Annotated in this window: 18 protein-coding genes; 10 read left to right on the plus strand and 8 right to left on the minus strand. The window is 64.0% G+C overall.

Going from position 1 to position 23,778, the window contains the following annotated elements; translation table 11 throughout:
• The first annotated feature begins 66 nt into the window (after window positions 1-66).
• The 7 genes from NKI32_RS18230 to NKI32_RS18260 all read left to right on the plus strand — a co-directional run bounded on the left by NKI32_RS18230 (window position 67) and on the right by NKI32_RS18260 (window position 12,799).
• The gene (locus NKI32_RS18230) at window positions 67-5,553 is read left to right on the plus strand and encodes an alpha-2-macroglobulin family protein (protein ID WP_353003106.1); all 5,487 of its coding nucleotides are present in this window, start codon (window positions 67-69) and stop codon (window positions 5,551-5,553) included.
• Window positions 5,554-5,636: 83 nt separating this feature from the next.
• Complete coding sequence (gene pbpC, locus NKI32_RS18235; RefSeq protein WP_353003107.1) at window positions 5,637-7,742, plus strand: penicillin-binding protein 1C; 2,106 nt, start codon at window positions 5,637-5,639, stop codon at window positions 7,740-7,742.
• Window positions 7,743-7,995: 253 nt separating this feature from the next.
• Window positions 7,996-8,679, plus strand: a complete 684-nt coding sequence (locus NKI32_RS18240; protein WP_023687974.1) for a M15 family metallopeptidase — start codon at window positions 7,996-7,998, stop codon at window positions 8,677-8,679.
• Between the two features lie 230 nt (window positions 8,680-8,909).
• Window positions 8,910-9,938 carry a sulfate ABC transporter substrate-binding protein gene (locus NKI32_RS18245; RefSeq protein WP_023673082.1) on the plus strand — a complete coding sequence of 343 codons (1,029 nt, stop codon included), beginning with the start codon at window positions 8,910-8,912 and terminating at the stop codon, window positions 9,936-9,938.
• Window positions 9,939-9,956: 18 nt separating this feature from the next.
• Complete coding sequence (gene cysT, locus NKI32_RS18250; protein WP_023687973.1) at window positions 9,957-10,808, plus strand: sulfate ABC transporter permease subunit CysT; 852 nt, start codon at window positions 9,957-9,959, stop codon at window positions 10,806-10,808.
• The gene (gene cysW, locus NKI32_RS18255) at window positions 10,801-11,685 is read left to right on the plus strand and encodes a sulfate ABC transporter permease subunit CysW (protein ID WP_023673080.1); all 885 of its coding nucleotides are present in this window, start codon (window positions 10,801-10,803) and stop codon (window positions 11,683-11,685) included. The genes cysT and cysW overlap by 8 nt, the downstream gene beginning before the upstream one ends.
• A gap of 73 nt (window positions 11,686-11,758) precedes the next feature.
• The gene (locus tag NKI32_RS18260; protein ID WP_023682212.1) at window positions 11,759-12,799 is read left to right on the plus strand and encodes a sulfate/molybdate ABC transporter ATP-binding protein; all 1,041 of its coding nucleotides are present in this window, start codon (window positions 11,759-11,761) and stop codon (window positions 12,797-12,799) included.
• Between the two features lie 14 nt (window positions 12,800-12,813).
• Here the strand turns inward: NKI32_RS18260 and NKI32_RS18265 are convergent, their stop codons facing one another.
• Both NKI32_RS18265 and NKI32_RS18270 read right to left on the minus strand, forming a co-directional pair.
• On the minus strand, window positions 12,814-13,212 hold the full coding sequence (locus NKI32_RS18265) for a type II toxin-antitoxin system VapC family toxin (protein WP_023826561.1): 399 nt from the start codon (window positions 13,210-13,212) through the stop codon (window positions 12,814-12,816).
• Entirely contained in the window at window positions 13,212-13,484 is a 273-nt protein-coding gene (locus tag NKI32_RS18270) for an AbrB/MazE/SpoVT family DNA-binding domain-containing protein (RefSeq protein WP_023682213.1), read from the minus strand. The genes NKI32_RS18265 and NKI32_RS18270 overlap by 1 nt, the downstream gene beginning before the upstream one ends.
• A 240-nt stretch (window positions 13,485-13,724) precedes the next feature.
• Here NKI32_RS18270 and NKI32_RS18275 point away from each other — a divergent pair, with 240 nt between their 5' ends.
• Window positions 13,725-14,711 (plus strand): sulfate ABC transporter substrate-binding protein, encoded by a 987-nt coding sequence (locus NKI32_RS18275; RefSeq protein WP_353003108.1) that lies wholly within the window; start codon window positions 13,725-13,727, stop codon window positions 14,709-14,711.
• 261 nt (window positions 14,712-14,972) lie between these two features.
• Window positions 14,973-15,422: an RrF2 family transcriptional regulator gene (locus NKI32_RS18280; RefSeq protein WP_023673075.1), complete on the plus strand. Its 450-nt coding sequence runs from the start codon at window positions 14,973-14,975 to the stop codon at window positions 15,420-15,422.
• A gap of 63 nt (window positions 15,423-15,485) precedes the next feature.
• Here the strand turns inward: NKI32_RS18280 and NKI32_RS18285 are convergent, their stop codons facing one another.
• Window positions 15,486-17,027, minus strand: coding sequence for an acyl--CoA ligase (locus tag NKI32_RS18285; protein WP_502897963.1), 1,542 nt, complete (start codon window positions 17,025-17,027; stop codon window positions 15,486-15,488).
• A 113-nt stretch (window positions 17,028-17,140) separates the two neighbouring features.
• Here NKI32_RS18285 and NKI32_RS18290 point away from each other — a divergent pair, with 113 nt between their 5' ends.
• Window positions 17,141-18,289 (plus strand): hypothetical protein, encoded by a 1,149-nt coding sequence (locus NKI32_RS18290; RefSeq protein ID WP_353003110.1) that lies wholly within the window; start codon window positions 17,141-17,143, stop codon window positions 18,287-18,289.
• Here NKI32_RS18290 and NKI32_RS18295 read toward each other — a convergent pair.
• The 5 genes from NKI32_RS18295 to NKI32_RS18315 form a co-directional block, all read right to left on the minus strand.
• On the minus strand, window positions 18,284-18,838 hold the full coding sequence (locus tag NKI32_RS18295) for a gluconokinase (protein WP_023705608.1): 555 nt from the start codon (window positions 18,836-18,838) through the stop codon (window positions 18,284-18,286). The two genes, NKI32_RS18290 and NKI32_RS18295, sit on opposite strands and share 6 nt — an antisense overlap.
• A 2-nt stretch (window positions 18,839-18,840) precedes the next feature.
• Window positions 18,841-19,827: an ABC transporter permease gene (locus NKI32_RS18300; RefSeq protein WP_023673071.1), complete on the minus strand. Its 987-nt coding sequence runs from the start codon at window positions 19,825-19,827 to the stop codon at window positions 18,841-18,843.
• Window positions 19,824-20,804, minus strand: a complete 981-nt coding sequence (locus NKI32_RS18305; protein ID WP_353003111.1) for an ABC transporter permease — start codon at window positions 20,802-20,804, stop codon at window positions 19,824-19,826. Before NKI32_RS18305 ends, NKI32_RS18300 begins: the two co-directional genes overlap by 4 nt.
• On the minus strand, window positions 20,801-22,366 hold the full coding sequence (locus NKI32_RS18310) for a sugar ABC transporter ATP-binding protein (RefSeq protein ID WP_023687963.1): 1,566 nt from the start codon (window positions 22,364-22,366) through the stop codon (window positions 20,801-20,803). The genes NKI32_RS18305 and NKI32_RS18310 overlap by 4 nt, the downstream gene beginning before the upstream one ends.
• Window positions 22,367-22,459: 93 nt before the next feature.
• Window positions 22,460-23,584, minus strand: a complete 1,125-nt coding sequence (locus NKI32_RS18315) for a sugar ABC transporter substrate-binding protein (RefSeq protein WP_023682221.1) — start codon at window positions 23,582-23,584, stop codon at window positions 22,460-22,462.
• Window positions 23,585-23,778: the final 194 nt, after the last annotated feature.

A 23,778-nucleotide genomic window follows, 5' to 3' on the forward strand; every position in this document is an offset into this window, starting at 1 on the left:
CCTCGTGTTGACAAGCTTGACTGAAGCTTGAACATGCCGCGGACGTAGCAGTGTCTGGAGGGTGTTATGGCGATGCGCGCGGCGGCTCGTGGTCTGTCGATCTTGATTCTTCTCATTTTCGCCTGGGGGTCTGTAGCGCAAGCGGCCGAAGCCCGCCGGGTGGTGACCTCAAATAATTCCGACTATTTCGGCTTCGATCTCAGATCGGACCAGAATGTCAGCCTCGATCAGTGCAAGACGACATGCCTCGGCGACCCCGCCTGCCGCGCCTTTACTTACAACAACAAGGCCAAATGGTGCTTCCTAAAGTCCGACTATAACCAGTTGAAACCCTTCAGCGGCGCGGTCGCGGGCAAGGTCGTCAATGTCGATGGCGACCCCGATATCGGCGCCCCGCCGGAACTCGCCTTCTTCCCCAACTGGATGGCCGACCAGGCCCAGCAATACCGCAACAAGCTGACCGATCCGGCCTATGACAAGCCGACCGACGGGCTGGAATCACTCCGCGCCGCCGCCGAACAGGCTGCACTGACCGGCGACCATGGGCAGGCCATGAACAAATACGAGGCCGCGGTCTCGGTCCTGCCTGACGACGGTCAGCTTTGGCTCGGTCTGGCGCGTGAAACGCTTGCCATACAGCCGGCCAGCGGCACCTCCGAATCCTACAATCTGCCGGTCAAAGGCACCTCCGCCGCCATCAACGCCTACAAGTTGCTGCGCACCACCAAGACCCGCGCCGAAGTGCTGGCGCTGCTCGGCAACGGCCTCGACCGCCGCGATCTCTACCGTCCGGCCCTGCAGGCTTATGAAGCCAGCCTCGCGCTGGTCAGTTCGCCGGCGGTCAAGGCCGAATATGAGGATCTCAAGGCCCGCAAGGGCTTCCGCGTCATCGATCACTCGATCGACGCCGACACCAGCGCGCCGCGCATTTGCGCGCAGTTTTCCGAGGAGCTGGTCAAGACCGGCGTCGACTACGCCCAGTTCGTCACCGTCGACAACCAGCCGCCCAAGGGCGTCGAGGCCAAGGACAAGCAGATCTGCGTCGAAGGCCTGGAGCACGGCCAACATTACGAAGTGACCTTCCGCGCCGGTTTGCCGGCCGCCATTGGCGAGGTCACCGCCGCTCCGGTCGTGCTGTCGATCTATGTGCAGGACCGCGCGCCGTCCGCCCGCTTCACCGGCGACAGCTTCGTGCTGCCCGCCGGCGCCCGCCGTGGCATCCCCATCGTCACCGTCAACATGAACACCGCGCAGATGAAGCTCTACCGTATCGGCGATCGTTCGCTGGCGCAGCTTCTGTCCGGCTATCAGTTCCTGAAGCAGCTCGACGGCTATGATATCTCCAGCATTTCCGACCAGATGGGTGAGCCGGTCTGGCAGGGGCAGCTGGATATCGCCAACGATCTCAACAAGGACGTCACGACTTCGTTCCCGGTCGACGAAGCCTTGCCGCAGCGCAAGCCCGGCGTCTACGTGCTGACCGCGCAAGCGGTAAATGAAAATGACGAGGACAATTACAATTCGCTTGCCACGCAGTGGTTCGTCGTCTCCGACATCGGCCTGTCGACCTATACCGGCCAGGATGGCCTCAATGTCTTCGCCCGCTCGCTCGGAACCGCCAAGCCGATCGCCGGCGCCGAACTGACGCTGCTGGCCAGGAACAATGAAATCCTCGGCACAGCCACGTCGGACGCCGAAGGCCATGCTGTCTTCAACCCCGGCCTGACGCGCGGCGACGGCGGCATGGTGCCGGCCGTTCTGATGGCCAAGCAGGGCGACAACGATTTCGTCTTCCTCGACATGGGCCGCGCCGGCTTCGATCTGTCCGATCGCGGCGTCGCCGGACGCGCCGCACCGGGCGCGCTCGATGTCTATGCCTGGACCGAACGCGGCATCTACCGCGCCGGCGAGGATGTGCATGTCGCAGCCCTTGCCCGCGACGGCGCCTCCAAAGCGGTGGAAAACCTGCCGCTGACCTTCATCTTCACCCGTCCCGACGGCGTCGAGAACCGCCGCATCGTCGCCGATGGCGTCTCGGCCGGCGGCTATGCCGTCGACCTGCCGCTGGAAGCCAACGCCATGCGCGGCACCTGGACGGTGTCGATCTATACCGATCCCAAGCAGGCGGCCGTTTCCAGCCAGATGTTCCTGGTCGAAGACTTCGTGCCGGATCGCATCGAGTTCGACATGAAGTCCGACAAGCAGGAGATCGCACAGGGCGAAACCGCCAACATCGACATTGACGGCCGCTTCCTCTATGGCGCGCCGGCCGCCGGCCTCGCGCTCGAAGGCGAGCTGACGCTGTCGACGGCGCGCGACTGGGACCGTTTCGCCGGCTATTCGTTCGGCCTTGCCGACGAGCAGTCGGCCGAGCCTTCGGTCACCCCGTTCACCGGTCTGCCGGTGGTCGGCGACGACGGCAAGGCGACCTTCCCGGTCACGGTCGACCAGTTGCCCGCGACCACCAAGCTGGTCGACGCCAAGGTCACGGTTCGCATGCGTGAAACCGGCGGCCGCGCCATCGAACGCTCGCTCAACATCGGCATCCGCCCGCAAGGCCACATGATCGGCATTCGTCCGGATTTCGCCGACAATGAGGTGCCGCAGGGCGGCACCGCCAAGTTCAGCCTCATCGCGGTCGACCCCGACGGCAAGCGCGAGACGCTGAAGGGCGCGCAGTGGTCGCTGGTCAAGGTCGAACGCAATTACCAGTGGTACCGCAACAACAACTCGTGGAACTACGAACCGGTCACCTTCACCAAGTCGATCGCCAACGGCCAGGTCGATCTCAGCGCCGATGCCGAGGCGACCGTGACGATGCCGGTCGACTGGGGCCAGTACCGGCTCGAGATCGAGACTGCCGATCCCGAGGGCCCGGCGACCAGCTATGAGTTCGACGCCGGCTGGTATGTCTCCTCGACCTCCACCGAAACGCCTGATGGGCTCGAGATCGCTCTCGACAAGGACAGCTATGCCGTCGGCGACGTGGCCAAGCTGAAGGTGTCGCCGCATTTTGCCGGCGAACTGCTGGTCACCATCGGCGCCGACAAGCTGCTCAAGACCGTCACGGCAACCGTGCCGGCCGGCGGCAGCACGGTCGAGATCCCGGTCGGTGACGACTGGGGCGCCGGCGCCTACATCACCGCAACCCTGTTCCGGCCCGGCGATGCGCAGGAAACCCGCATGCCGGCGCGTGCCATCGGCGTAAAATGGCTGACGGTCGACCCAGGCTCGAAAAAGCTCGCCGTCACCCTGACGCCGCCGGACAAGACGATGCCGCGCCAGCAGCTGTCGATCCCGGTTTCGGTCGCTGGCGTAGCGCCGGGCAGCAATGCCTATGTCACGGTCGCTGCCGTCGATGTCGGCATTTTGAACCTCACCAACTACAAGGCGCCGGATCCGGAGGGCTGGTATTTCGGCCAGCGCATGCTCGGGCTCGAAGTCCGCGACATCTATGGCCGTCTCATCGACGGCTCGCTCGGCACCACCGGCAAGCTCAGGACCGGCGGCGACGGCGCCTCGATGCAGCCGCAAGGCAGTCCGCCGACCGAAAAGCTGGTCGCCTTCTTCTCCGGCCCGGTCCAGCTCGACGCCGACGGCAAGGCAAGGATCGACTTCGACATCCCGCAGTTCAACGGCACCGTGCGCGTCATGGCCGTCGCCTGGACCAAGGATGCAGTCGGCCATGCCACGACCGACGTCATCGTGCGCGATCCGGTGGTGATCACCGCCGGCCTGCCCCGCTTCCTGGCGCCTGGAGATGCAGCCATCATGCGGCTCGACGTCGCCGACACCGACGGTCCGGAGGGCGACTATGCCCTGTCGATCGCCACGACCGGCGACCTCTCGACCGGCGACAAGCCGTTGCCCGAAAAGCTGACTCTCGCCAAGGGCAAGCGCCAGACGCTGACTGTGCCGCTGGTTGCACAGACGGCGGGTAATGCCTCGATCACCATCAAGCTCGCCCATGGCGACGGCACCTCCGTCGAGCAGACGCTGTATGTCCCGGTGCGTCCGGCGCAATTGCCGGTCACCACCCGTCTGGTCGTCGACCTCAAGGGCAATGGCGGCTCGCTGCGCGTCGACAAGGAGCTGCTCGCGGCAAGCCTGCTCGACGGCGCCTCGATCAGCGTCGGCGTTTCGCAGGCTGCCGCCTTCGACGTGCCGTCGCTGCTGATGACGCTCGACCGCTACCCCTATGGTTGCGCCGAGCAGACCACCAGCCGCGCCATGCCGCTTCTCTACGTCAACGATCTGGCGTCCGGAGTCGGCATGCAAAGCGATCCCGAACTGCACGGCCGCGTGCAGGCCGCCATCTACAAGGTGCTGAGCTACCAGGCTTCGGCCGGCAGCTTCGGCCTGTGGGGTCCGGGCTCCGGCGATCTGTGGCTTGACTCTTACGTCACCGACTTCCTGACCCGGGCGCGCGAGCAGAACTACGACGTGCCGGCCCTGGCGATGAGCCAGGCGCTGAGCAATCTGCAAAACTCGGTCGGTTACGACCAGGACGTCCAGGATCGCGGCAGCGAAATCGCCTACGCGCTCTATGTTCTGGCCCGCAACAAGAAGGCCTCGGTCGGCGATCTGCGCTACTACGCCGACACCAAGCTCGAAGCCTTCTCGAGCCCGATGGCCGTCGCCCAGTTGGCGGCGAGCCTGGCGCTCTACGGCGACGCGCAGCGTTCGGAAGCAACCTTCCAGACGGCGCTGCAGCTGGCCAAGTCGACCACCGAATACGACTACTACCGGTCCGACTATGGCTCGCGGCTGCGTGATGGCGCCGCGATCCTGGCGCTCGCCGCCGAATCGAAGCCGGTGCCGACCATCGTGCCGGAGCTGATCCGGCTGGTGGCAAGGGAACGTGCCGATGCCCGCTGGACTAGCACGCAGGACGAGTCCTGGATGCTTCTGGCGGCCCGCGCGCTGAAGTCGGGCAACGACTCGATCACGCTCTCGGTCAACGGCGCGCCGCATGCCGGTGGGTATTCCAACCACCTCAGCGGCACCGACATTGCCGACAGCCCGCTGACCATCGCCAACACCGGCGCCACGCCGCTGCAGGCGGTCGTCACCACGGTCGCCTCGCCGGTAGAGCCCTTGCCGGCCGGCGGCGACGGCTTCACCATCGACCGCACCTACTACAAGCTCGATGGCACCGAAGCCAACGTCACCGAGGCGACGCAGAACGAACGCTACGTGGTCGTGCTCAAGGTTTACGAGCAGAACCGCTGGCCTTCGCGCCTGCTGATCACCGACCTGTTGCCGGCCGGCTTCGAGATCGACAATCCGGGCCTTGTCTCCAGCGCCCAATTGTCGAACTTCACCTGGCTGGCGCAAACGGATGCAGCCCATCTCGAATTCCGCGACGACCGTTTCGTCGCGGCATTCAATCCCAATGACGGCGATGGCGACCGCAACATCATGCTGGCCTACGTCGTGCGTGCGGTAACGCCGGGCACCTATGCCCATCCGGCAGCCACGGTGGAGGACATGTACCGGCCGCAATATTCGGCCCGCACCGCCACCGGCATGATGGAGATCAAGGCGCCGTAAGGCGCCTTGACGAAGATGAACACGCCGATGTCCGCGACCATCTCCTTCTCCCCGCTATGCGGAGAGAAGGAGCCGGCAGGCGGATGAAGGGCACCACCATGCTCTCCAGAAAATTTCTCCGTCGAACAGGCATCGCCGCCGCCTCCCTCGTCGGCTTTGCGGCGATCGCTGCCGCTTCTCTCTGGGAACTCGACCGCGCTTTTCCGCCGCCGCTGCCCGGAAGGCTCACCGTCTCCACCGAGGTCCAGGACCGCGACGGTCAGCTGTTGCGCGCCTTCGCCACGTCGGACGGTTACTGGCGGCTCGACACTCATCTCGACCAGGTCGACAAGCAGTTCGTCGACATGCTGGTCACCTATGAAGACAAGCGCTTCTGGGACCATGATGGCGTCGATGTGCTGGCGCTGGCGCGCGCCGCCGGCCAGTTCGCCACCAGCGGCCATATCGTCTCCGGCGGCTCGACCCTGTCGATGCAGCTTGCCCGGCTGATCGAGCCACGCGAAAACCGCAGCCTCGGCTCGAAGATCAAGCAGATGCTGCGTGCCATCCAGATCGAGCGGCGGCTGTCCAAGCAGGAGATCCTCGAACGCTACCTGACCTTGGCGCCCTATGGCGGCAATCTCGAAGGCGTGCGCGCCGCCTCGCTCGCCTATTTCGGCAAGGAGCCGAAGCGGCTGACGGTCTCGGAAGCCGCCCTGCTGGTTGCGCTGCCGCAATTGCCGGAAAAGCGCCGGCCCGACCGCAATCTCACCATCGCTCATGCCGCCCGCGACCGCGTGCTGACCCGCATGGTGTCGGCTGACCTGCTTGGCGAGCGCGAGGCCGCGCGCGCAGCGCTCGATGATGTCTCGGGCTTGCGCCGCAAACTGCCGGCGCTGGCGCCGCATGCCGCCTATGCCATGCTTCCCAAGGCCGTACCCGGCAAGCCATTGCAGCTGACGATCCGCAAAAGCGTCCAGCAAGGGCTGGAGCAGGTGGCGCGCGATGCCGCGATCAAGCTTGGTCCGCGCCTCTCCGTCGCCATGGTGATGGCCGATGCCCGCACCGGTGACATCCTCGGCGAAGTCGGCTCTGCCGATTTCTTCGACGCCAGCCGTTCCGGCTGGATCGACATGACCAAGATCGTGCGGTCGCCCGGCTCTACGCTTAAGCCGTTCATCTATGGCCTCGCCTTCGAGCAGGGGCTGGTGGCGCAGGAAATGCTGATCGAGGACAGACCGGTCGATTTCGGCGGCTACCGGCCAAAGAATTTCGACATGGGCTATCAGGGGGATGTCTCGATCCGCCAGGCGCTGCAGCTGTCGCTCAACGTGCCGGCAATCCGCGTGCTCGACTCTGTCGGCCCGGCACGGCTGATGGCGCGCTTCCGCCAGGCCGGCGTCAGCCCGGTGCTACCGGTCAACGAGGCGCCGGGCCTCGCCATCGGCCTCGGAGGCGTCGGCGTAACGCTGCGCGATCTCGTCCAGCTCTATACCGGCCTCGCCAATGGCGGCAAGGCAAACACGCTCCATGACGGCACCGAGCCGGCCAACGACGAGCGCGCCACCGCCACCATCCTCGACGCCCAGGCGAACTGGCAGATCACCGACATATTGTCGGGCGTAAAGCCGCCCGAGGGCGCCTTGCAGCGCGGCATCGCCTACAAGACCGGCACGTCCTACGGCTATCGCGATGCCTGGTCGGTCGGCTTCGACGGCCGCTACGTGCTGGGTGTGTGGGTCGGCCGCGCCGATGCCGGTGCGGTGCCCGGCCTGTCCGGCTATGTCTCAGCCGCCCCCATCCTGTTCGAGGGCTTCGTCCGCTCCGGCCTCACCGCCGTCCCGTTGCCCAGCCAGCCGGCCGGTGTCCTCAAGGCCAGGCGCGAAGACCTGCCGGTGACATTGGGGCGCTTCGGCGCCGGCGCCGACGGACTGGTGCAGGCAGGCCCGACGGAACCGGCGCCAACGATCATTTTCCCGCCCAACGGCGCCCGCGTCGATCTCGCCACCAATTCCGCCGAGGCCTCGCCGCTGGTGCTGAAACTGCAAGGCGGCCGCGCGCCGTTCCGCTGGCTGGCCAATGGCAAGCCGCTCGTCGGCATCGACCGCCGCCGCACTGCGACCTGGCTGCCCGACGGCGCCGGCTATTCGACGCTCACCGTCATCGACGCCGTGGGACGCGCGGCAAGCGTGAAGGTGTTCGTTGAATAGATGGCGCCAAGCGATTCAGGGGATTGGGCTTCTTCGCCCGAGACCCGGCGCGAGGCACCCCCCTCTGGCCTGCCGGCCATCTCCCCCGCAAGGAGGGAGATTGGCAGCTTCGGCGCCGCGCTCATTCAGCAACGTTGAAAATTGGCGAAAGCCGCAGCGACACCTGATCTCCCCCCTTGCGGGGGAGATGGCCGGCAGGCCAGAGGGGGGTGTGCCGAAGCGCTTGCATCGAGGATTGGCCTTAGCCCTATCCATGTTCGTTTCGACTTGCTCCCCCGCCGCCGCCGATCCCCTGCCCGCCGGCTTCGTCCGCCTGGCCGATGTCGATCCCTCGATCCGCCAGGACATCCGCTATGCCGGCCTGGAAAACTTCCTGCATCGCAAGGCCGACGGCTATGACGCGCCGGTCTGCATACTCACGAAGCAAGCTGCGCAAGCGCTGTCCGGTGTGCAGAAAGCGCTCGCCGCCGATGGCCTGACGCTGGTCGTCTTCGACTGCTACCGCCCGGCCCGCGCCGTTGCCGACATGGGCAAATGGACCAGAGAGGGCGGCCCGCCCGATCCGCAATGGTACCCTCAGGTGCAGCGCGGCGACCTCATCGCCAAGGGCTATATGGGCGAATTGTCCACCCATTCGCGCGGCTCGACCGTCGATGTCGCCATCGCCCGCAGCGACGGCAAGAACAAGTCATCCGCCGCTTGCGGCGCGGCCGGCGCCGGCACGCTCGGTTTCGGCACCAGCTTCGACTGTTTCGACCCGGCAAGCGAAACCGCCCATCGCCCATTGGCGGCAGAAGCGGCGGCAAACCGCAAAAGGCTGCTCGACGCCATGCGCGCCGGCGGCTTCAAGAATTATGCGCGCGAGTGGTGGCACTACACGCTTCGGGATGAGCCGTATCCAAAGTTGCGCTTCGATTTTCCCATCACTGCGGGCTGAACCGCCCGGTGCTACACCGAGCCTTCCCTCGCTCGGCCTTGCTTCTGCGGTGTCAGCTCCTAGATAGCGGCAAACCGGCCGGATTTGGGTTAGACCAATATGAGGAAAATATTTCCTTCCGAGACCCAATATCGGCGAAAATTTCCTTCGAGCGGACAAAAAAGGCAACGTTGAATGCATCTAATTTCTATCAATTCGATAGAGTTCAGCCGTCATCAACGGAGGCGGGAATGACCAAACCTCATTTCAAGAAACTGCTCGGCGCACTGGTCGCCACATCGATCCAGTTCGGCACGCTCGGTTTCGCGTTTGCCGATACGACCATTCTGAACGTGTCCTACGACCCGACACGCGAACTCTACAAGGCCTATGACGAAGCCTTCGTCGCACACTGGAAGGCCGAGACCGGCGAGACGGTCACCATCCAGCAATCGCATGGCGGCTCCGGCGCCCAGGCCCGCGCCGTGATCGACGGCCTCGATGCCGATGTGGTCACGCTGGCGCTCGAAGGCGACATCAACGCCATCGTCACCAAGTCGAAGAAGATCAACCCGGACTGGCGCAAGAAGTTCGAGAACAATTCGGCGCCTTACACCTCGACCATCATCTTCCTGGTCCGCAAGGGCAACCCGAAGGGCATCCACGACTGGAGCGATCTGGTCAAGGACGGTGTCCAGGTGATCACGCCGAACCCGAAGACGTCGGGTGGCGCCCGCTGGAACTACCTTGCCGCCTGGGCCTATGCCAACGCCAATGATGGCGGCGACGAAGCCAAGAACAAGGAATTCGTCGGCAAGCTCTACGCCAATGCTCCGGTGCTCGACACCGGTGCGCGCGGCTCGACGGTCACCTTCGCGCAAAAAGGCATCGGCGACGTACTGATCGGCTGGGAAAACGACGCCTATCTGGCGCTCAATGAATTCGGCGCCGACAATTTCGAGATCGTCTATCCCCCGACCTCGATCCTGGCCGAGCCGCCGGTGGCGATCGTCGACGCCAATGTCGATGCCAAGGGCACCCGCAAGGTCGCCGAAGCCTATCTCGGCTGGCTCTATTCCAAGGAAGCCCAGACGATCATCGCCAAGAACCACTATCGTCCGGCCAAGCCCGAGCTGGTGGATGCGGCTGACATTCCGAAGACGCCCGAAATCAAGCTGATCTCCATCGACGATCCGCTTTTTGGCGGCTGGAAGAAGGCACAGCCTTATCATTTCGGCGACGGTGGTATATTCGACCAGATCTACAAGCCGGCCCAGTAGGATTTAGATCAGGACGACATGACCATAGCACCCGCCAAGGCGGGGTGGCGATTCAGACAGCCGAGTGTCATTCCGGGTTTCGGATTGACGCTCGGCTTCTCGCTTGCCTACCTCACGCTCATCATCCTCATCCCCCTGTCGGGCCTGATCTGGCGCTCGGCAGCCCTCGGCTGGACCGATTTCTGGGCGATCGCCACCGACCGCCGGACCATCAACGCACTCGAAATCAGCTTCGGCACAGCCTTCATCGCAGCCGCCGTCAACGTCGTCTTCGGCACGCTCGTCGCCTGGGTGCTGGTGCGCTACCGCTTCCCCGGCCGCCGCGTCGTCGACGCCATGGTCGACCTGCCCTTCGCGCTGCCGACCGCGGTCGCGGGCATTGCGCTGACCACTCTTTATGCGCCCAATGGCTGGATCGGCCATCTCCTGGCGCCGCTCGGCATCAAGGTCGCCTACACGCCGCTCGGCATTGTCGTGGCGCTTGTCTTCATCGGCCTGCCGTTTGTCGTGCGCACGGTGCAGCCGATCATGGAGGAGATCGACAAGGAAGTGGAGGAAGCCGCCGCGACGCTCGGCGCCAACCGCTTCCAGATCATCACCCGCATCCTGTTTCCCGGCCTGGCGCCGGCCATCATCACCGGCTTCTCACTCGCCTTCGCGCGCGGCGTCGGCGAATACGGCTCGGTCATCTTCATCGCCGGCAACCTTCCCTACAAGTCGGAGATCGCACCGCTTCTGATCGTCATCCGGCTCGAGGAGTACAATTATCCGGCGGCCACCGCGATCGCGGCGATCATGCTTTTGCTGTCGTTCGTGATGCTGCTGGTCATCAACCTGGCGCAGTCATGGAGTCGCAAGCGCTATGGCTGACCCCGAGATCAAATCCTACGAACCGCATCACGAGAGCCGGTCGGCGGCGGTGACCGAAAGCCGGCCGGTGCGGCTGCTGCTGATGGCGGTGGGCTTCGCCTTCCTCGCCATCTTCCTGCTGCTGCCGCTGATCATCGTCTTCCACGAGGCGCTGGCGAAAGGCATTGGCGCCTACACGGAATCGCTCTCCAATCCCGATACGCGCTCGGCGATCCGGCTGACGCTGCTGGTGGCGGTGATCGCCGTGCCGCTTAACGTCGTCTTCGGCATTTCGGCTGCCTGGGCGATCGCCAAGTTCGAGTTCAAGGGCAAGGCTTTTCTGACCACGCTGATCGACCTGCCCTTCTCGGTCTCGCCGGTCATTTCCGGCCTGGTCTATGTGCTTTTGTTTGGCGCTCAGGGACTGTTCGGTGAATGGCTGAAGGCGCACGGCATCCAGATCTTGTTCGCCGTGCCCGGCATCGTGCTCGCGACCATCTTCGTCACCTTCCCCTTCGTTGCCCGCGAACTGATCCCGCTGATGCAGGAACAGGGCAACGGCGACGAGGAAGCCGCGCTCTCTCTCGGCGCCAATGGCTGGCAGACCTTCTGGTACGTGACGCTGCCCAACGTCAAATGGGGATTGCTCTACGGCGTGCTTCTGTGCAACGCCCGCTCGATGGGCGAATTCGGCGCGGTCTCGGTCGTGTCGGGCCACATACGCGGGCTGACCAACACCATGCCGTTGCATGTCGAAATCCTCTACAACGAGTACAACGCCGTCGGCGCTTTTGCCGTCGCTTCGCTGCTTGCCGGCCTGGCGCTGGTCACGCTGGTCTTGAAAACACTTCTTGAGATGCGCTACGGCGCCGAGATCGCCGCGACGCGCGGGCACTGACTAAATGCATGTCGCCCAAGACTGGGAACCGGTTTTGGGACAACGACATGCACCAAATTACTGAGGGATCTACATGGAAGTTCGCGTTGCCAACGTACGCAAGGAGTTTGACCGGTTTCCGGCCCTCCATGACGTATCGCTTGACATCAAATCGGGTGAGCTGATCGCGCTGCTTGGGCCATCCGGCTCCGGCAAGACGACGCTGCTGAGGCTTATCGCCGGCCTGGAGCGGCCGACGCGCGGAAAGATCTTCTTCGGCGACGAGGACGCCTCGCACCGCTCGATCCAGGAGCGCAATGTCGGCTTCGTCTTCCAGCACTATGCGCTCTTCCGGCACATGACGGTCGCCGACAATATCGGCTTCGGCCTCAAGGTGCGGCATGGACCGTCGCGACCACCGGCGGCCGAAATCCGCCGACGCGCCTCCGAACTGCTCGATCTCGTTCAGCTTTCCGGCCTGGAAAAGCGCTATCCGGCGCAACTTTCGGGTGGCCAGCGCCAGCGCGTGGCGCTCGCCCGGGCCATGGCCATCGAGCCCAAGGTGCTGTTGCTCGACGAGCCGTTCGGCGCGCTCGATGCGCAGGTGCGCCGGGAACTGCGCCGCTGGCTGCGCGAGATCCATGACCGTACCGGCCACACCACCGTCTTCGTCACCCACGACCAGGAAGAGGCGCTCGAGCTTGCCGACCGCGTCGTGGTGATGAGCCAGGGCCGCATCGAGCAGGTCGGCTCCGCCGACGAGATCTACGACACGCCGAACTCGCCCTTCGTCTACTCCTTCATCGGCGAATCGAGCATGCTGCCGGTCAAGGTTGAGAATGGCGAGATCTGGCTCGCCGACCGTCCGATCGGCGTGTCGGCGCCGCACGCACCCGAGGGCGATGCGACGCTGTACTTCCGCCCGCACGATATCGAACTGCTCGACGGCTGCAGCGGCTGCATCGCCGGCACGGTCGTCGCCAGCCGCCGCGTCGCCGGCACAAGACGCGTCGAACTGGAAATCGGCGGCGAGCGCCAGCGCGTCGAGATCGAACTGCCTGTGGACCATCCTGCGGCGCAGAAGAGCCGGGTGGCGTTCAGGCCGAGGCGCTGGAAGCTTTTCCCGGCGGCATAGACATCGATCCGGCGCTACTCCAGCCAGTTCTCGACCGTCAGGCCCTTGATCCGACGGAACTCAGCGGTGTTGGCCGTCACCAGTGTCGTCCCCAACACACAGGCATGGGCAGCAATGAAAAGATCATTGTGGCCGATTGGCTGGCCTCCGGCCTCCAGCTCGGCACGAAGTGCTCCGTATTCGTTATCCATCGGCACATCGAGCGGCAACACAGGAACCTCGGCGAGCAATTCCTCCACCTTGGCGAGCAGCTTGGCCGATCTCTTGCGGGCGCAGCCATAACGCAGCTCCGAGGCGACAACGATGCTGGTGCACAGGGCACCGTCTCCCGCGCGAACCGCCGCACTGGCAGCCTTGCCGGCAGGGTTTCGGATCATGTCGCTGAGAATGTTGGTGTCCAGCATGAACCGCATCAAAAGATATCCTCAGGCCCCACGGGCGCATCATGGATCTCGGGAAAGTCGTCTTCAGGACCAAGCGGCGGCTCTTTCGCCCATTGGGTGAGCAAGGCGGTGAGGCCTGGTTGACGGACCGGCTCGATGATCAGCCGGTCGCCATCGCGGCTGATCAGGACCTTCTCGCCAGGCAGCTCGAATTCGACAGGGATGCGAACCGCCTGACTGCGGTTGTTGCGAAACAACTTCGCCTCCCTGGGCGGTGGTATTGAGTGACGGTGCTGCGGCATGGCAGCCTCCCCTGTCTGTTCCACTTGTATATGCCATTTGTATATGCCACTCGGCCTCGAATTGCAAACCACAGAAAACCCCAATGCATCGGCATTTCGGCTGGAATGAAATTTCGCCGATAACCTGCTTCAGCGATTTCTTTTTCGCTGCAACGCCATACGTCTGCCCCGTGTGCCTCGCAGTACACCCTCCGGCCCGGCTATGTTCTGGCAACGCATTGCACATCGGAGCCTGTTTTCATGAAGCGATTTTTCCTCAGCGTCGCCACTGTCGCCGGCCTGGTCCTCGCCTGTTCGCAGGCCTGGTCGGCCGACAAATTGCTCAACGCTTCCTATGATGTCGGCCGCGAATTGTTCGCCCAGGTGAACAAGGCTTTCGTCGCCGGCCATCCGGGCGTCACCGTCGACCAGTCGCACGCCGGCACCTCGGCGCAGGCGCGCGCCATTGCCGAAGGCCTCGGCGCCGATGTCGTCACCTTCAACCAGGTCACCGACATCGACTTTCTGGTCAAGAAAGGCCTCGTCACCGCCGACTGGCAGAAGGATTTCCCCGACAACGCCTCGCCCTTCTATTCGCTCCCATCCTTTCTCGTCCGCGCGGGCAACCCCAAGCACATCAAGGACTGGAACGACCTCGTGCGCGACGACGTGCAGGTGATCTTCCCCAACCCCAAGACCTCGGGCAATGCGCGCTACACCTATCTGGCCGCAACCGCCTACGCCAAGGAAGCCTTCAAGGGCGACGACGCCAAGGTGAAGGAGTTCGTCACCAAGCTGTTCAACAACGTGCCGATCTTCGACACCGGCGGGCGCGCCGCCACCACCACCTTCGTGCAGCGCGAGATCGGCGACGTGCTGATCACCTTCGAGTCGGAAACGCGCGGCATCCGCAAGGAGTATGGCAACGACAAGTTCGAACAGGTCACGCCAACGGTCAGCCTGCTCGCCGAATTCCCGGTGGCGATCGTCGACAAGGTCGCCGACGAGCACGGCAGCCGTGACCTCGCCAAGACCTATCTCGACTTCCTCTACACGCCCGAGGGCCAGACCATCGCGGCTGAAAATGGCCTGCGCGCCCGCAACGCTGAAGTCGCGGCAAAATACAAGGCCGACTTCCCCGATGTCCGCCTGCTGACGGTGGAAGACGTCTTTGGCGGCTGGGACAAGGTACAGAAGGAGCACTTCGCCGCCGGCGGTCTGCTCGACCAGACCTATGGCAGCCGCTGATATCAGCAGCGTTCGACCTCACCTCACAAGAAAGCCGGCGCTTTGCCGGCTTTTTCGTTTTCGCGCGCCGACAAACGGCTTTCATGCGGAATCTGTCGCGATCGGCGAAAAACGTTACAAAGAATCAACGCCTTTGTGCCTAACGTCTCAACCGGGCGGCTTGTTCTACGCGAAACCGGGTTGTTCAGGCGAAACGTCATGATTTGCACACAAACAACCGCCAGATGCGGGTGGTTGGGGTTTTCATGAACTGAAGCGGGCATGCTTACCAAAAAAGGCAAATACGGCCTCAAGGCCCTCGTGCATCTTTCCGGCCTGCCGGTCGGCCAGCTTGCATTCGTCAACGACATCGCGATCGCCAACAACATCCCGAAGAAATTTCTGGATGCCATTCTGGGCGAGCTGCGCAATGCCGGCTTCGTCCTCAGCCGCAAGGGCAAGGAAGGCGGTTATCGCCTCGCCCGGCCGGCTTCCGAAATCAAGATCGGCCACGTCGTGCGCGTGCTGGACGGCCCGCTCGCTCCCATACCCTGCGCCAGCCGCACGCAATACCAGCGCTGCGAGGATTGCGACGAGGCGACCTGCCAGGTCCGGCACATGATGCTGGAAGTGCGCCAGGCGATCGCCGAAGTGCTGGACAATCGCAGCCTCGCCGCCATGCGCGACGCCGACAATGATGATTTTCCGGTCGAGCTGACGTCGCAGATCTAAATTCGAGCATGATCCCGAAAAGTGGGAACCGGTTCGGACAAGATCATGCTCAAATGAGAGTCCTCAGACCAGGCCGAGCTTGCCGGCCAGGCCGACGCGCTGGATTTTGCCGGTGGGACCCTTGGGTATCTCCTGGAGAAACAGGATGTGGCGCGGCACCTTGAACTCGACGATCCGGCTGCGCGCGAAATCGCGTATCTGCTCGGCATCGGCGGTGGCGCCCTCGGCCAGCACGATGGCCGCACCCACCTCTTCGCCGAGCATGGCGTGCGGCACGGCAAAGGTCACCGCCTGCGCCACCAGAGGATGATCGAGCAGGACATTGTCGACTTCGAGCGGCGAGATCTTTTCGCCGCCGCGATTGATGATCTCCTTCAGCCGCCCGGTGATCTTCAGATCGCCATCCTCGTCGATCAGGCCCTGGTCGCCGGTGCGGAACCAGCCATCGCTGAAGGCAGCTTCATTGGCCACCGGATTGTTGAGATAGCCATCATGGATGTTGGCGCCGCGCACCGCGATCTCGCCCTTTTCACCCGCCGGAAGGATCGTCCCCTTGTCGTCCAGGATCGTCACCTGCGGACCCGCAGGCAGGCCGACCGAGCCTGGCTTGCGGCGCGCAGGCGGCAGGTCATTGGATGTCATCTGGTGCGCCGCCTCGGTCATGCCATAGGCCTCGACCACCGGACAGCCGAAGACGCGCTCGAGGTCGCGGAACACGGTGTCGGGAAGCGCTGCCGAAGACGAGCGGATGAAGCGCAGCCGCGCAGCAGCGATGGTTTCGCCATTGCGGGCGGCGCGCGCCAGGATCGCCTGATGCATGGTCGGCACCGCGCTGTACCAGCTCGGCCTGAAGTCGCCCAGCCAGCCGTAGAATTTGAGCGGGTTGAAGCCCGGCGTGCAGACAACAGCGCCGCCGACTGCCAGCTGTGCGCTGAGCGCCGCCATCAGCCCGTGAATGTGGAACAGCGGCATCACGTTGAGACAGATATCGTCTGCCGAAAGCGCCAAGGTGCTGGCGATGTTGGCCATCGATGCCTGCAGATTGCGCTGCCGCAAGCCGACGATCTTCGGTCGCGCCGTGGTTCCCGATGTGTGCAGGACAAGCGCGAAATCGTCGGGTCCGTTGAACTGCATATCGTCGAGGCGAGCCTCGCTGGCAGCCTCCACCTCGGCGTCGCCCGCCAGCAGAAACTCGCCGGCCTTGGCGCCGTCAGTCACGACGACGTCGAGCACCGCAATGCCGAGCCCCTTTGCGGCGTTGCGCGCGGCATCGCCCATGCCTTGTCCGCACAGCAGCAGCTTCACATCGAGATCGCCGAGATAGAAGCGGAATTCGTCTTCGCCGTAAGCCGGATTGAGCGGCGCCGCCGTCGCCAACGCCGAGACCGCCAGGAAACAGGCCGCCATTTCCGGGCCGTTGGGCAAGACGATGCCGACGGCCGTGCCGCGGGCAACGCCACGCCTGGCGAGATCGCCGCAGAGCTTGTCGACAAGATTGGCGAGGCCGGCAAAGCTCAGGGATGGCCGGTCCGGCGCCATCAGCGCCGCCGCAGCCGGCCGCCAGGGCGCCAGTTGGGGAAGTGCTACCGATAGGGCCTGTTTCAAGTTCGAACCCTGAATGGCGTTCACCATGGCCTTGCCGGCGCCGATTGCGCGCCCGTGGCAGACGCAGTAAAGCGATTTCCGGACGCACGCAAGAACAGGTGGACACCGATCGGATGAGGCTGCCGTGGTTGGGAAAATCCCGGAAAGCCGACCGGACACCATCTTCCGCCGTCATTTATCATACGGAAATCATCGCCGACATCCTGGTGCCCGAACGCGCCGAGCATGTCCGCTTCTTCAGCCGCAAGCAGGTTCGCGCCGGCAAGTTGCGCACCTTCAACAACAGGGATCTCCGCGAGCTGCTGCTGGCCGCCTTCTACATCGGCGTCGCGGCATTGCTACCGGTCAATTGGTGGGCCGAGATCTGCAGCCGCGTATCGGGGCTGCGCCTCAAGCGCCATATCCGCAAGGATTTCGTGCGCTACGCCGCCGCGACGCGCGCCGTGCTCGGCAATGGCATCGATGCGCAAAGGCAGTTCAGGGCCTTGCTCTGCGCCAACCACCGCCGGCGTTTGCTACTTGCCGCGCATCTCATCGGCCGCCGCTGGTCACCTGATATCCGGCTGGAGGGCCTGGAAGGCCTGCAAGCGGCGCTGAAGCGCGGCCACGGCGCTATCATCTGGTGCGATCAGTTCACGACCCAGACCATCATCGGCAAACGCGCTCTCCATGAAGCCGGCATCGAGACACACCAGCTCAGCGTCAGGGCTCACGGCATATCCGATTCGACCTTCGGCTTGCGCTTCCTGAACCCGCCGATGGTTCGGGTCGAGAACCGTTTCCTGAAAAGCCGGATCGTGTTCGACCGCAGCGACGCCTACCAGGTCACCGGCCGGATCCAGAAGATCCTTGGCAGCAACGGCGTGGTGTTGGTGACCAACACGGTGCATGCCGGCTCGACATTCACCGAAGTCGGCCTTGGCGAGAGCGGCTGGACCCACCTGGCTTCGGCGCCGACGAATTTCGCTGCCAGAGGCAAGGCGGCGCTGTTTTCCATGTCGACCTTCGAGACCGATCCGTTCCGCCAATACCGCGCCGTCCTAAGTCCCGAACTGGTGCCGGCCCCGGCAGAGGCCGGCGAGCCCGCGACCAGAGCCGGCGGCGCCAAGAACATGGCGCTTCAGGCCGAGTACATATTGCTCAAGCGCGACCGCTTGCTGGAGGCGCTGAAACTCTATCCCGAGCAAATGATGGTCTGGTCAGGCCATGACCGGTTCACCGAACGGCCGGAAACCGCCTTGCCCGACGAGGGTGGTTCATGATTTTGCGCCGGCCAGCAGGCTGGCAACGGCGGTGACGATTTCAGCCACTGGAAGTGTGGCGTCGGCCGTCAGCGCCCGCTCGTCGGCGCCAGGCGGTTCAAGGATGGCGAACTGGCTTTCGACCAGGCTTGCCGGCATGAAATGCCCCTTGCGGCTGGCGACACGCTGCTTGGCGGTAGCGGGATCGATCTTCAGATAGATGAAAACGATGTCCCGGCGGAAGCCGCGCAGACGATCGCGGTAGCTGCGCTTCAGCGCCGAGCAGGCGGCAACCACGCTTTGGCCGCTGCCGGTCAGATCCGCGATCCGCTCGCCAATGGCATCGAGCCAGCCCTCACGCAGTTGATCTGTGAGCGGCTCACCGCTCGCCATGCGGGCGACGTTTTCGGGCGGGTGCAGCCTGTCGCCTTCGACAAAGACGGCCCCTTCCTCTGCTGCCAATGCTTTGCCGACAGCCGACTTTCCGCAGCCGGCGACGCCCATCACCACAATGGCCCGAGGCACTGAGCCGGTAGCGCCCATTGGCGCCTGTGCCGTCTTTTCGTCCACGGTCAGCGGCTTGCCGGCGCGCGGCCGTAGAGCAGGAGCATGGCAACGATGACCAGGCCATAGACGATCTGCCGCCCCGCCTCCGGCATCTGCATGACCGAGAGGATGGACTGCAGGAGCGTGATCAGGATGACACCGGCGACGGTGCCGAGATAGGAGCCGCGGCCACCCAGGATCGAGGTGCCGCCCAGAACCACGGCGGCGATCGACGGCAAGAGATAGGCATCGCCCATCGATTGCGCCGCCTTGGAGGCATAGCCGGCGAGAAGCACCCCGCCAAAGGCGGACAGCCCGCCTGAGATAGCGAAGGCGATCATCACCACGCGCCTTGTATCGATGCCGGAGAGATAGGCGGCACGCTCGCGGTTGCCGATGCCGTAGACGGTGCGGCCGAAGCTGGTGCGGGACAGCACGAACACCATCGCGGCACCAATCAGCGCCCAGATGATGACGGCGTTAGGCACGCCAGGAATGGTAAAACCTGTCGCAAGATAGCGCATGGCGCCGGTGGCCGAATCCTGTGGCGAGTAGCCGCCGGTATAAACGACCATGAGCCCTTGCGCGACAGCGTTGGTGGCGAGCGTGATGATCATCGAGGGTATGCGCAGATAGGCGACGCCAAAGCCGTTGACGATGCCGATCAGCACCCCGCAAAAGATGCCGAACGGGATGGCCAGCGCCACACCGATCGGGCCATAGGCCGCAGCCGCACACGCCATCATCGCGCCCGCCGCCACCGCCCACGGCACAGACAGGTCGATCTGGCCTAGCAGGATGACCAGCATCATGCCTGTGGCGATGACGCCGAGGAACGAGGCCACCTTGAGCTGCTGCAAGAGATATTCAGGCGACAGAAAGCTCCTGGAATAGAGGCTGCCTAGGAACAGCAACAGCACGATGCAGGCGAAGGCCGTCAGCACCGCCGGATCGGCGCGGCGGATGAATTTCGGCATGCGGCCGGCGATGCCGCCCAACGTCGTTTCGCTCACAGGAACCACTCCAGCCGGTTGCGGACCCGAAACAGTGCGAAGGCGCCGAGGCTGACCGCAACCAGCAGGATAACGCCCTGGAACAGTGGCTGCCATAGCGGGTCGAAATCGAACACGAACAACAGGTCGCCGATGGTGCGGAAGGCCAGCGCGCCGAAGATGGCGCCGATGGCGCTGCCTTTGCCGCCGAACAGCGAGACGCCGCCCAGCACCACCGCGGCGATTGAAAACAGCGTATAGGCGTTGCCGCTGGCATAGGCTGCATCGCCCGTATAGGTGAAGAAGGTCAGGAACAGTCCGCCGATCGCGGCCAACAGGCCTGCGAGCGCGTAGGCAGCGAACTTGCCGCGCCTTATCGGCACACCGGACATGTAGGCCGCCGTCTCCGACGAGCCGGCCGCATAAGCCGCGCGCCCGAGCACTGAGCGGCTGAACGGCACCCAGACGATTAGCACGACGGCGAGCAGCGCGATAAGACTGGCCGGCACTACGCCGAACAGGCGCCCGGTCAGCGCGTCGGCGAGACCTTCGTTGACCGAACCGCCGGGAAACGGCCTCAGCAGCAGCGCGATGCCGAAATAGACCGCACCCGTGGCGATCGTGGCGACGATCGGCTGCAGGCGGCCGTAGATGACGATGGCGCCGTTGATCGCCCCGCAAAGGAGCCCGGTGCCGAGCACGGCGATGACGCCGAAAGCGGTCTCAAGGCCGGTGCCGATGACCACCCAGGAGGCGAGGCAATTGGTCAGCGTGAAGATCATGCCGACGGAGAGGTCGATGCCGGCAGTGATCACGACGAGTGTCTGCGCCATGGCGACGAAGGCGAGCAGCACGCCCTTGTTCGACGCCGTCTGCACGACATTGGCGGTGAAGCCCGCCGGATGGTTCGAGGTGTAGATGACGAACATGACAATGAATATGCCGAGTGCCATCAGTGTTCCGCGCTGCTCGGCCAGCCAGTAGCGCCACTCTTTCACGCGTCCGCTCCCTGTCTTGCGCCGGCATCGTCTCTTGCGCCGGCGTCATCGCCGTGGATGTTAAGCGCGCTTGCAATCAGCGCCCGCTCGGTGATCTCGGCTCCGACCAGCTCGCGCTTGACCGCGCCGTCATAGAGCACCAGCACGCGGTCGCAGCAGCCGATCAGTTCGTCATAGTCGGTTGAATAGAACAGGATCGCCGCCCCCGCATCCGCCAGCTTGCGCATCAGTTGATAGAGTTCCTGCTTGGTGCCGACATCGATGCCGCGCGTCGGATCGTTGAGCAGGATGATGCGCGGCTGGCGCATCAGCCATTTGGCGATGACCACCTTCTGCTGGTTGCCCCCCGACAGCGCACCGACCGGAATGTCGAGGCCGGCCGTCTTGATCGCCAGCAGCCCGACCATGTCGTCGATCAGCCGCTGTTCGGCGGCGCGGTCGATGATGCCGGCCTTGGACAGCCGGTCTAGGGCGGCAAAGGAGAGGTTCTCGCGCACCGTCATCGGCAGCATCAGGCCTTCGGTCTTGCGGTCCTCCGGGATCAGCGCCATGCCGATGCGGTCGTCGCGCGCCGCTTGCGGGCTGGCGATCGAAACAGGCTTGCCGTCGATAAGGATCTGTCCGCCGAGGCCGCGCAGCACACCGAAAAAGGCAAGCAGCAATTCGCGCTGGCCCTGGCCGTCCAGGCCGCCAAGGCCGACGACCTCGCCTGCCCCGACCGTCAGCGAGACATTGTCCAGCCGGTCCGTCCAGGACAGCTTGCGCGCCTCCAGCACGGGAACGGCGGCGGCTGCGGTGCGCGCGGGTTTCGGCGGGAAAATATGGCTGTATTCGCGCCCGATCATCAGTTCGACGACTTCGTTGTCGCTCTTTGTGCCTGCCTTGTAGCTGGCGACATTGCGGCCGTTGCGAAACACCGTGCAGTGGTCGGCAAGCTCGGCGATCTCGTTCATGCGGTGCGAAATGTAAAGCAGCGCCAGCCCTTCCGAGCGCAATCGCTTGAGCACGCTGAATATCCTGGCGACGTCCGTCGCGGTCAGCGCCGAGGTCGCCTCGTCGAGGATCAGGATGCGCGGCTTCCTGGCCAATGCCTTGGCGATCTCGACCATCTGTCTTCTTGAAAGCGGAAGATCCTTGACCAGCGCCAATGGATGGATGTCGGCCGCACCTGCGCGTGCCAGCGCATCCTCGGCAATGCGGCGCTGCGCCTTGCGGTCGATCATGCCGAAACGCTTCGGCGGATCGGAGATGACGATGTTGTCGGCAACGCTGAGTTCGGGAACCAGCGACAGCTCCTGGAAGATGCAGACGATGCCGGACTTGTTTGCAGCAGCAGGCGAAGCGAACGTCACCTCGCTGCCGTTCAGCATCATGCGGCCTTCGTCGGGCGCGACGACGCCCGCCATGACCTTGATCAGCGTCGATTTGCCGGCGCCGTTTTCGCCGAGAATGGCGTGGATGCTACCGGACGAGACCGAAAGCTCGGCCTTTTCCAGCGCCCGCACACCACCATAGCGCTTGGATATGCCTTCCATCCGGAAGAGCGGAACCGCACCGTCCATCGGCCCTCCCGAGGCAGTTTGACTTCAAGGGATATCGAGTGGCCGGCGCCGCGGAGATCCCGCGGCGCCGGATATGCCGCCTATTGGTCAGCCCTATTGGTCAGCTTTGGTCTGGCCCATGATTTCCTGCGCGGTGAAATTGATGCCGCAGGTCGGGAAGGAATTGCCGACGAAGAAATTGTCGGACTGGTCGGGGAAGAAATCCTGACCGGCCTTGAAGTTCGGATCCTCGACGATCGCCAGTGGCAGTTTCACTGCTTGCGGAACGACGTTGCCTTCGAGCGCGGCAATCGCCGTCTTGATGGCGACCGCGACCTGCGCCGGACCGGTGCCGGCCGATGAGCATTTCAGCCCGTCGCCGGCATGTGCCGCGCAGAACTTGCGGAAACCGTTCTCGGTCTCCCCGCCGAACGGCACGAAAGCATGCTTGGCATCGATCATCGCCTGCACGATTCCGGTGTCGCCGCCTTGCCCGGTTATGCCGTCGAACGGACCGTTGGTGGCAATGGCGTCGGCCGTGGCCTTCTGTGCCACGCCGTCGTCCCATTTGCCGACCACCTCGGTGACGTCCCATTTCTTGCCGGAGGCATCGAGCGCTTCATGGATGCCGTTGTGACGGTCGGTGTCGACGGAAGTCCCGGCAACGCCGCGCACTTCGAGCACCTTGCCGCCATTCGGCACATGGCCGACCAGCCATTTGCCCCACAATTCGCCAAGGCCCTTCTGGTCGACATTGACGTTGATGGCGTCCTTGGTATCGAGAATATTGTCGAAGGCGACGAGGATGACGCCAGCTTCCTTGGCGCGCTTGATGACCGGCCCGAAAGCGGTCGGGTTCTGGGCGTTGACGACGATCGCGTCATAGCCGGAATCGATGAAGTTGTTGATCGCCGAAATCTGAGCCGGCACGTCCTCGCCGGTCGAGACGACCTTGAATTCCTTCAGTTTCGCGGCGACCTCCGGCTGGGCCGCATAGGCCTTGGCGGTCTGCACCATCTGGATGCGCCAAGTGTTGGCGATATAGCCATTGGCGAGCGCGATGCGGTATGGGCCGTCTTTCTTGGGGAACTTGAAGAACTGCGTATCAGCCGCCCAGGGCGCAAAGCAATCCGGCTCAGCCGACGGTCCCTTGACGACTTCCGGGTCGGCCATGGCCGACGAACTCAGCATGACGAATGCAGTGGCGGCAACGATGCCACCAACAAGTGACTTGATCATCGATATTCCTCCCAGTTGTAGTTTTGTTTGCTGCTGCTTGTTTATTTGATGCTGTTTGTCGTGGTGTGTTTCCACGCCTGCCGAAGGCCCTCCAGCCTGGCCGGCGCCACGTCTCAAGGGCCCGAAGCCGGCCCGATCCCCTCCCCCTCGCCGCTTCACAGGCGAGAAACGAAACTAGCATATTATACATAATA

The sequence above is a fragment of the Mesorhizobium sp. M0761 genome (assembly GCF_040320205.1).
In the GTDB taxonomy this organism is placed as follows: Bacteria; Pseudomonadota; Alphaproteobacteria; order Rhizobiales; family Rhizobiaceae; genus Mesorhizobium.

Coding starts and splice junctions, on each gene's coding strand:
- NKI32_RS18230 (WP_353003106.1), top strand. CDS start 67: ATGGCGATGCGCGCGGCGGCTCGTGGTCTGTCGATCTTGATTCTTCTC.
- pbpC (WP_353003107.1), top strand. CDS start 5,637: ATGAAGGGCACCACCATGCTCTCCAGAAAATTTCTCCGTCGAACAGGC.
- NKI32_RS18240 (WP_023687974.1), top strand. CDS start 7,996: ATGTTCGTTTCGACTTGCTCCCCCGCCGCCGCCGATCCCCTGCCCGCC.
- NKI32_RS18245 (WP_023673082.1), top strand. CDS start 8,910: ATGACCAAACCTCATTTCAAGAAACTGCTCGGCGCACTGGTCGCCACA.
- cysT (WP_023687973.1), top strand. CDS start 9,957: ATGACCATAGCACCCGCCAAGGCGGGGTGGCGATTCAGACAGCCGAGT.
- cysW (WP_023673080.1), top strand. CDS start 10,801: ATGGCTGACCCCGAGATCAAATCCTACGAACCGCATCACGAGAGCCGG.
- NKI32_RS18260 (WP_023682212.1), top strand. CDS start 11,759: ATGGAAGTTCGCGTTGCCAACGTACGCAAGGAGTTTGACCGGTTTCCG.
- NKI32_RS18265 (WP_023826561.1), bottom strand. CDS start 13,212: ATGCGGTTCATGCTGGACACCAACATTCTCAGCGACATGATCCGAAAC.
- NKI32_RS18270 (WP_023682213.1), bottom strand. CDS start 13,484: ATGCCGCAGCACCGTCACTCAATACCACCGCCCAGGGAGGCGAAGTTG.
- NKI32_RS18275 (WP_353003108.1), top strand. CDS start 13,725: ATGAAGCGATTTTTCCTCAGCGTCGCCACTGTCGCCGGCCTGGTCCTC.
- NKI32_RS18280 (WP_023673075.1), top strand. CDS start 14,973: ATGCTTACCAAAAAAGGCAAATACGGCCTCAAGGCCCTCGTGCATCTT.
- NKI32_RS18290 (WP_353003110.1), top strand. CDS start 17,141: ATGAGGCTGCCGTGGTTGGGAAAATCCCGGAAAGCCGACCGGACACCA.
- NKI32_RS18310 (WP_023687963.1), bottom strand. CDS start 22,366: ATGGACGGTGCGGTTCCGCTCTTCCGGATGGAAGGCATATCCAAGCGC.
- NKI32_RS18315 (WP_023682221.1), bottom strand. CDS start 23,584: ATGATCAAGTCACTTGTTGGTGGCATCGTTGCCGCCACTGCATTCGTC.